This window comes from Thalassotalea sp. PLHSN55, assembly GCF_052030545.1.
GTDB lineage: Bacteria > Pseudomonadota > Gammaproteobacteria > Enterobacterales > Alteromonadaceae > CANMXU01.
In genome coordinates this window covers 121,080-132,022 of the sequence record NZ_JBPDIH010000009.1, presented here as the reverse complement: position 1 = coordinate 132,022, position 10,943 = coordinate 121,080, and the positions used below count along the sequence as shown (strand labels likewise).

General features: G+C 39.9%; 7 protein-coding genes. 5 read left to right on the top strand and 2 right to left on the bottom strand.

The genetic code is table 11. From position 1 onward, the window contains the following. Window positions 1–127: 127 nt before the first annotated feature. The 4 genes from ACRRSQ_RS17055 to ACRRSQ_RS17040 all read left to right on the top strand — a co-directional run bounded on the left by ACRRSQ_RS17055 (window position 128) and on the right by ACRRSQ_RS17040 (window position 6,711). Window positions 128–2,956, top strand: coding sequence for a trypsin-like peptidase domain-containing protein (locus ACRRSQ_RS17055; RefSeq protein WP_440876981.1), 2,829 nt, complete (start codon window positions 128–130; stop codon window positions 2,954–2,956). 204 nt (window positions 2,957–3,160) lie between these two features. Further along, window positions 3,161–4,627 (top strand): alpha/beta fold hydrolase, encoded by a 1,467-nt coding sequence (locus ACRRSQ_RS17050; RefSeq protein ID WP_440876980.1) that lies wholly within the window; start codon window positions 3,161–3,163, stop codon window positions 4,625–4,627. A 2-nt stretch (window positions 4,628–4,629) separates the two neighbouring features. After that, window positions 4,630–5,475 carry a hypothetical protein gene (locus ACRRSQ_RS17045; protein WP_440876979.1) on the top strand — a complete coding sequence of 282 codons (846 nt, stop codon included), beginning with the start codon at window positions 4,630–4,632 and terminating at the stop codon, window positions 5,473–5,475. A 273-nt stretch (window positions 5,476–5,748) separates the two neighbouring features. Then, window positions 5,749–6,711 (top strand): TIGR01212 family radical SAM protein, encoded by a 963-nt coding sequence (locus ACRRSQ_RS17040; protein ID WP_440876978.1) that lies wholly within the window; start codon window positions 5,749–5,751, stop codon window positions 6,709–6,711. 14 nt (window positions 6,712–6,725) lie between these two features. On the opposite strand, the gene ACRRSQ_RS17035 is transcribed toward ACRRSQ_RS17040, so the two are convergent. Continuing rightward, window positions 6,726–7,670 (bottom strand): sensor domain-containing diguanylate cyclase, encoded by a 945-nt coding sequence (locus ACRRSQ_RS17035; protein WP_440876977.1) that lies wholly within the window; start codon window positions 7,668–7,670, stop codon window positions 6,726–6,728. 126 nt (window positions 7,671–7,796) lie between these two features. Then, the gene (locus tag ACRRSQ_RS17030; RefSeq protein WP_440876976.1) at window positions 7,797–8,669 is read right to left on the bottom strand and encodes a diguanylate cyclase; all 873 of its coding nucleotides are present in this window, start codon (window positions 8,667–8,669) and stop codon (window positions 7,797–7,799) included. A 334-nt stretch (window positions 8,670–9,003) separates the two neighbouring features. Between ACRRSQ_RS17030 and recQ the strand changes: the two genes are divergently transcribed. Further along, complete coding sequence (recQ, locus tag ACRRSQ_RS17025; protein WP_440876975.1) at window positions 9,004–10,803, top strand: DNA helicase RecQ; 1,800 nt, start codon at window positions 9,004–9,006, stop codon at window positions 10,801–10,803. Window positions 10,804–10,943 lie beyond the last annotated feature (140 nt).

Below are 10,943 nucleotides of genomic sequence, written 5' to 3'. Positions count from 1 at the left end.
TTTATTCCTTGTTGTTTACCGCTTAATTCAGTGTCAATCACTAGCACTAGTTCCTCAGAATCGTTAATGATATAGTAAAAACGCACCGCTCTTTTAACATATAAATCAAACGCTAAGGCTGAACAGGATGTTTCTAAATCTTAACGACATTTCAACCAAATACTTCAAATTATTTTCGTTATTAGCACTGTTATTCATCACCAGTTGCGCCAGTACCAATGCTGATAAAAGCTGGAATGATACCGTCAAACGCGTATCAAGTGGCGTGGTCAGTATTCAAGTTGATGTGCCAATGGCATTTGATGGTAAGTGGAACCGCAGCACTTACGCGACAGGTTTTATTGTCGACGCCAAGCGCGGCATAATTTTGACCAACCGACATGTTGTGACTCCCGGGCCAGTAACGGCCAAAGCGGTATTGATCAACAACGAAGAAATCGATTTAACGCCTCTTTATATCGACCCTGTACACGATTTTGGCTTCTATCGTTATCAACCTGAGCACATAAAACACATTAAACCGCACGAATTTGAACTTAGTGAACATTTGCCCAATGTCGGACAAGAGATTCGCATAATCGGTAATGATGCGGGTCAAAAAATATCGATTCTTGATGGCACCATTTCTCGAATTGACCGCCAAGCACCAAACTATGGTAAAGGCACCTACAACGACTTTAATATATTTTATATTCAGGCAGCTACTGCCTCCACTGGTGGTTCTTCAGGTTCACCGGTGATCAACAAACAAGGACAAGCGGTTGCGCTAAATGCAGGCAGTCAAACTAAATCAGCGAATGCATTTTACTTGCCACTAGAAAAAATAAAATTAGCACTAACTAAACTACAACAAAATGAAAAAATCATCCGTGGTACAGTGCAAACCACATTTACTTCAACGCCGTATGCTGAACTAAAACGTCTTGGTTTAACACCCGAGTTAGAGCAAAAATATCGACACAACTACCCAGAGCTAAAAGGGCTCTTGGTTGCTAGAGCAATCATTCCACAAAGTGAGGCCTCAAAAAGTTTAGCCGTAGGCGATATATTACTGAGCATTAACGAAGAAGAAATTACTAACTTTTCGCTTTTAGAAAGCATGCTTAATGACAATGTAGACAAAAATATTTCGGCAGATATTTTACGAAATGGTCAGCTTTTGACTGTTCAAATCACGGTTGACGATTTAGACACTATTACACCAAATAGCTTAGTGCAATTTAATGGCGGCATTTTTCATAACTTGTCTTATCAACAAGCTCGCCACTACAACAAGCCCATTTCCGGCGTTTATGTTGCTAGTAGTGTCAGTAACTTTTACCAAGCAGGTGTGCCTAACCGAAGTGTGATCACCGAATTTAATGGCGCAAAAATAAAGACGGTTGAAGATCTTCAACAACAATTGAACCTTGTACCGTCAAACAGCAAAGTACATTTAAGGTATTACGATTATAGTACGCCAAATAGCACCAATTATGCATTGGTTGAAATTAACCGTACTTGGTTTGAACACAGCTATTGCCAAAGAGATCTTACTTTAGGGTATTGGCCATGTACGCAAATCGACTCTGCTGCAACAGCCAATAAAATCGCGCCAGTTGCAATGCAACAGCAAAAACCTGTTCAAGTTACCAATCAAATTGAACATGCTTTAGTTAATGTAAGATTTGCTAGCCCCTACTCAATTCAAGGGCGAAGCGGCAATAACAACAGCTATGGCGCAGGCGTCATTGTTGATGTTGAAAAAGGACTCGTTGCTATTAATCGCAATACAATCTTTAGCGCCCTTGGCGACATTAAAATTATTTTCAATAACCGTTTAGAAGTCAGCGGTAAAGTTGAATATATTCACCCATTACATAACTTAGCGTTAATTTCTTACGATACAAAAGCGCTTTCTAACGTATTAATTTCACAAATAAAATTCAGTGACAAAACAAATACTCCCGGAGATGAAATACGACAAATAGGCTTAAATGGCGATGGCGCTATTGAATACCGACAAACCTTTATAGATACGCACGAAGAGCTTTGGTTGCGTCAATTTAATGTGCCGCAATTTATCGAAAAGAATATAAAAGTAAGTTACCTAATTAACGCCAACAATATGATTGATGGCGTATTAGTTAATCAAGCAAATGAAGTCACTGCATTATGGACCACCTTTGAACAAAGTGACGACAGCGGCAATGGTATTTCGCAAATTATGGCGGGGTTATCGATAGAGTATGTTAAACAAATGCTTGATGTTTACCGAGCACAAAAACCACTTTACTCATTAGATATTGACCTAACGTTAATTGCACCAGTTGACGCCTTGCAAATGGGCTTAAGTGATGAGTGGTTAAATTCACTGCAAAATAACGGGTCAAACAATGACAAGTTACTAGCCATATACAATGTTGTTGCCAGCTCACCAAGCGCAGCAATTTTTAAACGCGGTGATATTTTATTATCAATTAATGGCACTCGAGTGTCGTCATTTCAACAGGTTGAGCAATTATCGCAGGCCGAAAAAATCAAAGTGACTTATTTTAGTGAAGGGAAAATAAATACCGTTGATTTAACCCCAACGCCATTATTTGGTGACGACATCCAACAAGTGTTTTACTGGGCAGGTTTGTATTTACATGCGCCACATCGAGCAGCGCAAATTCAAGGTAATGTCAGCAATACCGGCGTATACGTTGCCAGTTATAAATACGGTTCACCGGCGACCCGTTATGGTTTATTTGCAATGCAACGTATTGTTGAAATAGACGGTAAGCCTATCACCACCACAGCCGACTTTGTTGCGACAGTAAAAGGTAAAAAACATCAAAGTTCAGTATTGGTAAAAACGCTAGACTTTAACAACCACCCCAGAGTAATAACGCTACGTATGGATAATCACTACTGGCCGTTTTATGAATTAAAATATGAAAACGGTCAATGGCAAAAAATAGATCATCTATAAGAACATAGGGGTCGGTACATCGGCTGTTACTAGGGACATGTAGAACGAAAAAGAGCAACAAATAAAGCAGTCGACAAACAAATAAGTGTCGTTGCTTTGTGAAGTGTAATTATGCTCTATTGATTTGATGTTTTATTTCTGGAAATCATCAACTTAAAGCATATATAATGCTGCTCTTTTCAAAAGCGTAAAAGGGATGTTATCTTGCGATTATTACTCTTGGTGTTATTGTGCGTCGCTCCTTTAGTGGCCGCAGCTTCTTGGCTTGATAAGCTTAAATCAGGGTATGAGGAAGTTGTAAGCAAAGTCTCCAAGCAAGATGAAACGCCCAACAGCGCAGCGCAGCCCTTAGCTTTGCCACAAGATATGCCTAAAAATTGGCATTATAGCTATTTTGAAGAACCCGTATTCAATTCAAAAATGGCGATTTTGCAAACAGGCTTAGAGCATAAAGAAACAATTTTATTAGTTCATGGCTTAGGCCAATTGGGCATGAAAGATTGGTATGATGTTATGCCTGCGCTAGCAGATAAGCATCACCTTATCGTGATTGACTTGCCAGGTTTTGGTTATTCAGAAAAACCTGCAGGACGTTATTCCCCTAGAAATTATGCCAAAATATTAGCGTCGATTCGTCAACAATATGGCAAAGATGAATTCATTGTAATGGGTCATTCCATGGGTGGAGCCGTAAGTTTGCGTTTCGCTGCCATGTATCCAAATTTATTAGATCAGCTTATTTTAGTGGATGTCGCCGGCATATTACAAAAAACGGCTTTTGTTAAACATGCTGGGCAACTACCGATAGATGATGCTTTGATCCCTGAAAAAGCAAAAACAGTGCTCAGCCAAGTGAACGACTTTGGCGGATCATTTATCGAATTAATTAGTATCAATGGTATAAGTAAAGCGATTGAAAAAAGCGATATTACTTGGAAAATGATTGAAAAATCTGCCAATGTAAATGCCGCCTTTAGCTTAATTGAAGAAGACTTTAGCTTGGCACTTTCACAGGTGAAAGTGAATACGATGATCATATGGGGCGAGTTAGACAAAGTCACTCCGCTACGAACCGCGAAGGTATTAACAAATAAAATTGGCTCTGCACAACTAGCCGTTATTGAAGGTGCAGGACATGTACCAATGAAATCACATACTGAAGCATTTAATGCACTTGTTGCACAGGCACTTAATGGTCAGTTTGAACATCAATCACGCCCATCGCCTTTAATGACAAGCGACCACTTACATTGTCAGGATAAAAACAACCAAACCTACCGTGGCGTTTATCAAACCGTAACAATTAAAAATTGCCAGAACATCGAATTGATAGATGTAACCGCAAACGAGTTAAGCATTGAACACTCGCTAGTAAATGCTGAAAATTTACAACTTAACAGTAAGACTAGTGCGTTATCACTAAACGAGTCAGTAATGAATATGACTAATGGCACTATTCATACGGGCGAAGCGCTACAGCTTTCAGGTGCGCGGTTAGATATCGCCGGAGCAAAAATAGTCGCGCACAAACAAAGTATATTGGCGACCACGCCATCAAAGCTTATTTTTTCAGTCTCTCATATTGCAGAGCAAGGTTATCAAGGCAGTGTACATGGTAGTTATAAATTAGCTAACAGCAGCTTAACTCAACAGCTTAATTCAAGGGAATAATAATGGTTATAAAAGGATTTTTACTGCAAGTAGTTTGGTTTTTTTTAATTGTTTCATCTTCAAGTTACGCTTCTGTTGAGTCTGAACAAAAGAAATACGACAAATTACAAGACAAGTGGTTGTATAAAAGTTATTACAAACTTTCAAAAAAAACGATTAAAGGCATAACTAAGGTTTATAACTTACAAGCTGATGAAACAAAACAAGTAAACAGTAGCAATACTCACGCTTTATTAGCTTTTATGTGGAGTATGGGCGTTAATAAAAAGTTTGCCATTGCTGACAGCAGCCTAGCCAACAAAAATGCCGACTCGATAAAAGAGCAATATATCGCACAAACGGTGTTAACCATTGCCATGTATAATCGCGGTTGGACAGAGCTGGCCAAAGATATGACGCAAAAAAGCCAACATAATCCGGAGTTTTCTGGGTTATCTGAAAAATTTCACAAAGAGCAACTTTTTGCTAATTTGATGATTGGCAGCTTAGCGATAAGAGAAGGTGATTTAAAAGTCACCCAAGAAGCCTTCAACAAAATAGCCTTAGCAACAGATAAACCTTGGCTGCCCTCTTTAGCTAAAACAGCGACGCTTGCAGCAAATGGCTCAATACTTGACGCCATTGCTAATACAAAAACCTTATTAGCAGACCCAACACTGACCGCTTACGAGCGAGAACAATTGGAACAACTGAAAGAAAAGTTAACCAAAGACGGTTCAACAGGGGAATCAATGGATATTGCTCAGTTGGTTGACCGGCTGATTTTCGACAGTATCAAAACTGAAAGTAACCAAGCTTACCAACAACTTATTAGCCAATTAAGTGATTACATAGAGAATGTTAGCTAAGCCCCCTGTGCTTGCAATGCTTTGAAATTATTCTTTCGCTGTTGCAAAACAGCGAAAGGTCTAGAAAAAGTAGAAAAAGTAGAAAAAGTAGAAAAAGGGTCGGTGACAATTTTGTCACCGACCCTTTTTTTAACAAGCTACAAGCAAGTTAAAAACAGATCAAAATTTTGAGCAAACTATATTTTCGATCAAAAAGAACACATTTTCATCATCAACAAAAGTCTTGAGCTCACGTAAACTAGCGGCTGTTTTTTTATCAAGACTTAGCTTCACATGCAATTAGATCATTACGTCAATACTTTTGGCATTTACTTAAAAGAGAAATACCAGCAACGCATTAAAAAACTCACCATTAATGCCGCGTTTACCTGCCCCAATCGCGACGGCACTTTGGGTCGAGGTGGCTGCACTTTTTGCAATGTTGAATCGTTTAATCCATCACAAAACCAACTCACTATTACTGAGCAGCTCAATCGCGGTAAAGTTGAACACGGTAAAAAGTCAGCAAAATATCTCGCTTATTTCCAAGCCTATACTAGTACCTATCAAGAAGTAGAAGTATTAAGACAGAAATACCAACAGGCGTTAACTGAAGCGAACATTATTGGATTATGTGTTGGTACTCGTCCTGACTGCGTACCTGATGAAGTGCTTAAATTGCTAAAAGAGTACGTCGATTTAGGTTTTGAAGTTTGGCTTGAACTTGGCTTACAGTCGGCGAGCGACAAAACCTTAAAGCGCATTAATCGCGGTCATCAATTTTCGGCTTATCAAGACGCTGTTGAACGAGCCGCAAAATACGGCATTAAAGTATGTAGCCACTTAATTATTGGCTTACCGGGTGAACAATTAGATGAGAGCATGTATACCCTAGAGCAAGTATTAGCACACCCTGTAGACGGGTTAAAATTACACCCTTTACATATAGTGCAAGGCTCTACTATGGCAAAAGCTTGGCAAGCAAACCGTATTGAGGTATTGAGTATGCAAGCCTATGCCGAAATTGCCGGTGAGTTAATTCGTCATACACCAAAAGACATTGTTTTCCATCGCGTTTCTGCCACCGCCCATAAAGAAGTATTATTAGCACCACAATGGTGTTTATTGCGCTGGCCTTCCCTTAATGAAATTTGCAAAAATCTCGACCAATATGGCGCTCAAGCGGCAGCACTTTCAGATCAATATCACTATGACATTAGCAATAACTCATCGACTATTTTTATGGCAAAGCAGTAAGGCTGATCTAAAAACTATTTTTTCTTATTAAGAAACATTAGCTTATCTGCAGCGTCTATTAACTCTTGTAAGTTAAGTTGCGTATCGGGATCAAAGCGCACCGCGCCGTGAGAAAACTCTAAAGACGCTTCAGTATTTTCATACAAATATAGGTTCTTTTTCAGCCGTTTCACGATTAACTCGGCTTCATCTAAGCCTGTATCTGACAGCATAACGACAAATTCATCGCCACCCATACGGCTGATGATGTCAGAATCACGAAAAGAAGCGCGCAAGTTTTCAGCAAAGGTGATCAACGCATCATCGCCAGCACTATGGCCTAATTTGTCATTAATTTCTTTAAAGTGGTCAAGGTCAAAATAAATTAAGGTGAGCCCAATTTGATAGCGTTTGCAAAATCGCATTTGGTGCTCAGCCAATTGCATAAAACCACGACGATTAGCGAGTTGAGTGAGCTCGTCTGTGGTAGCTTCCATGGTGGAAAATATTTCGCCTTCAATTAATTTTGCAAGATCGTTTAAGGTATGAAAGTCTTCCTGCTCAAGCTCTTTCGGCTGAGAGTCAATAATGCACAATGTTCCAATGTTATCTCCTTTGGGAGAAGTAATGGGACGTCCTGCATAAAAGCGAATATAAGGTTCATCAACAACGATGGGGTTATCAAAAAAACGCTCATCTTTACTAGCATCGGGAATATATAGAATATCTTGGTCTAATATTGCATGGCCGCAAAATGAAATATCGCGTGGCGTTTCTCGAACATCTAACCCCTGACACGACTTAAACCATTGTCGGTTCTGATCAACAAGGCTAACTAAGGCAATTTCAGCATCAAACAGTTTTCTCGCCAATCGAGTAATACGATCAAAACGCTCTTCAAAACTGCTATCGAGTATTTTCAACATTTGCAAGGTAGCGAGTCGCGAAGCCTCATTTTCCGGTAAAGCAGGTGTTTTCATAGTCGCCTTAATTGTTAACGCTTTTCATTTGTAATTACTTTGTAAAGCTTAGTGCATAATTACCGGTTTGTTAACTCTTTCATATCGGCTATTTTCAAGGAATGATTAATAGTGATACCGCATTAGCTAAGGTTGCCAATGCTCAACGCGATTACGTCCATTATCCTTTGCTTGATATAAGGCTTTATCAGCTCGCTGAATGGTTGTTTGCACATCCACATTTTCTTCAAGCGAAGCGACGCCAAACGAGGCGGTTATTGAAGCAACACTGCCATTAAATTTAATCGGTAATTTGGCAATGCCCGCACACATTCGTTGAGCAATATTTACCGCAGTTTTTAAATCAGTATTCACCAATGAAATAAGGAACTCTTCGCCGCCATAGCGAAATAGTTTATCGAAAGGACGTAAGTGACTATGAATATATTTTGTCGTTTCTTGCAGCACATAATCGCCAAATGCATGACCATAATTATCGTTAAATGATTTAAACCAATCCAAATCAACCATAACTACGCAAGCGACACTCACCTTCCTTTTTACCATATCTTGAATTTGGCTGAGCTCTTTAATTAAAGTGGTGCGATTAAAAGCCCCTGTTAATGGGTCGCGATGGTATTGCAGTTCTTGAATTTGGTTTTTTAATAACTCTACGGTAGCAATAAAATCGTTAAGATAACGGTAGAGTTGGTCAAAATCAGCGGGAGTAATTTTTTGTTGATGATCAATATTTGCCAACACTTTAGCAACGTGTTGATGCATTTTTTTATGTAATGGCTCGATATCTTTGAACGCTTTATTTTCGATGATAAAACTCGGCTGCTTGCCATAGTACCACTGCCCAAAGCCACATAATTTGTGGGCATCAGAGCGCTTATCATCATCATGATGCTCTAGCTCACAACTTATTGACTTCATTAGTGCGCCAAACCAACTACGGTGCTGCTCAATCGCATCATTAAGATATTGAGTAACCGGATCTAGTGCTTGATTTGACAATCGGTGCTACTAACGCCTACAGTAGAATGATAACTTAATCCCTTAACACCAAATAAATCCATTAGTTATAGCTTAATGCAAAGCGCACAGGTCTGACCACAACTTTTAATGAAATTACCAAGATATCTGTGCCCATGAAAAAAATACAAAGCACAAGGTGCAAAGCAAATATAGTATTTATGTTTAAAATTATCGAGTTAATGACCAGTAATATAAATTCCTTTATGGATTAAATTTACATCGTCAGTGATTTAAAAATGACGCAAGTTAATAGTTTCTCGCTGCGGGCTTATCAGTTAAAATAGCGACCATAAAAAGCCATGAAGACACACTGTTGACCACCACAAGCCCTGAAGATTTACAACACGCCCTAAAACACTACTTTGGTTATGACGCTTTTCGTCCTGGCCAAGAAGCAATAATTAATAGCTTATTTCAAGGTCGCGACAGTTTAGTATTAATGCCCACTGGTGGCGGCAAGTCGATGTGTTATCAGTTACCTGCAACCTTGCTGCCGGGTATCACAATTGTGGTCTCACCACTTATTGCTTTAATGAAAGATCAGGTCGACAGCTTAACGCGCCAAGGTATTAATGCCGCCTATGTGAATTCAAGCCTTGACAGTGCAACCATCAACGATATTTTCCAACGTCTAAGCGCAGGTGAAATTAAACTGCTTTATGTTGCCCCCGAGCGTTTGAATAATCACTATTTCATGCAAGGCTTAACCAGCTTGCAGATCAGCTTATTTGCTATTGATGAAGCGCACTGTATTTCACAATGGGGTCACGACTTTCGACCCGCTTACACACGCTTGCATTCATTAAAAAATAACTTTCCGCATGTGCCGGTTATGGCCTTAACCGCCACCGCCGACGTAACCACCCGTAAGGATATTTTGCAGCAGTTAAACCTGCAAAATCCTTATATTCACCTTGATAGCTTCGACCGCCCGAATATTCGCTTTACCCTAGCCGATAAATACAATGGTCCACAGCAAGTACTCGGTTATGTTAAAAAGCGCGGCGACGACAGTGGCATTATTTATTGCAACAGTCGTTGGCAAGTTGAAAAGCTAAGCAAAACTTTAGCTGAAGCAGGTATTAACTGTGCCGCCTATCATGCCGGTATGGAAAATGAAATTCGTAATCATGTACAAGAAGGTTTTACCAAAGACAATATTCAAGTGGTGGTTGCCACCGTTGCCTTTGGTTTAGGCATCAACAAATCGAATGTGCGTTATGTGATTCACTTTGAACCACCACGAACGCTGGAAAGCTACTATCAAGAAATCGGCCGCGCAGGTCGTGACGGTTTGTCGGCAGAAGCCTTGTTTTTATACGACGAAAAAGACGCCGAACGCATTAAAAAACGTATTAATGAAGGCGAAAACGAAGCACGCGTCAACGTTGAAATGCAGCGCTTTCTTGCGATGAGTGGTTTTATCGACGCACAAACCTGCCGTCGCCAAGTGGTATTAAATTATTTCGCCGAATTTACTGAACAAGGCTGTGGCAACTGTGATATTTGTTTAGATCCACCAAGCCAGTTTGACGCCTTAGATCCCGCACAAAAAGTACTTTCTTGTGTTTACCGCATTGAACAAAAAGGCGATATAGAGCATGTCATTGCCGTACTGCGTGGCAACGGCTCGGCTAACGTCGTTAAACAAAACCACGACCAAGTGTCGACCTTTGGCATTGGCAAAGACAAAACGCCGGGCTATTGGTTTTCAATTATTCGACAACTTATTCACTTAGGTTACTTGCAGCAAGATATCGCCCAGCAATCGGCCCTATGTTTAACTGAAGCATCGCGCTCGATACTAAAAGGTCAAGAGCCATTAATGCTCGCTAGCCCGCGCTTACAAAAAGCCAGTTACTGGAAAAACAACCGCCAAGAGAAACAATACGACAAAGCGCTATTTGCCAAATTACGTGTGCTTAGAAAAGACATTGCCGACGCTGAAGACATTGCGCCATTTATTGTCTTTAGCGACGCAACCCTGTCTGAACTTGCCCGAGAAAAACCACAGTCGCAAGCCGACATGCTGAACATCAGTGGTATTGGCGATATAAAATTTGCTCGTTATGGCAAGCCCTTTATTGATCTTATTCAAGAGCATACCGCTTAGTTTTTCAAAACCATGCCGTCATTTTCATCATAATAAGTGCAGTTGCCAAACCACGTAACTGCCTGTTAGTTTTCCTCACCCAAAACCATTACAAAAAATTATTAAATACATTATTTTTAATAATTTTTAATAATTCAGCG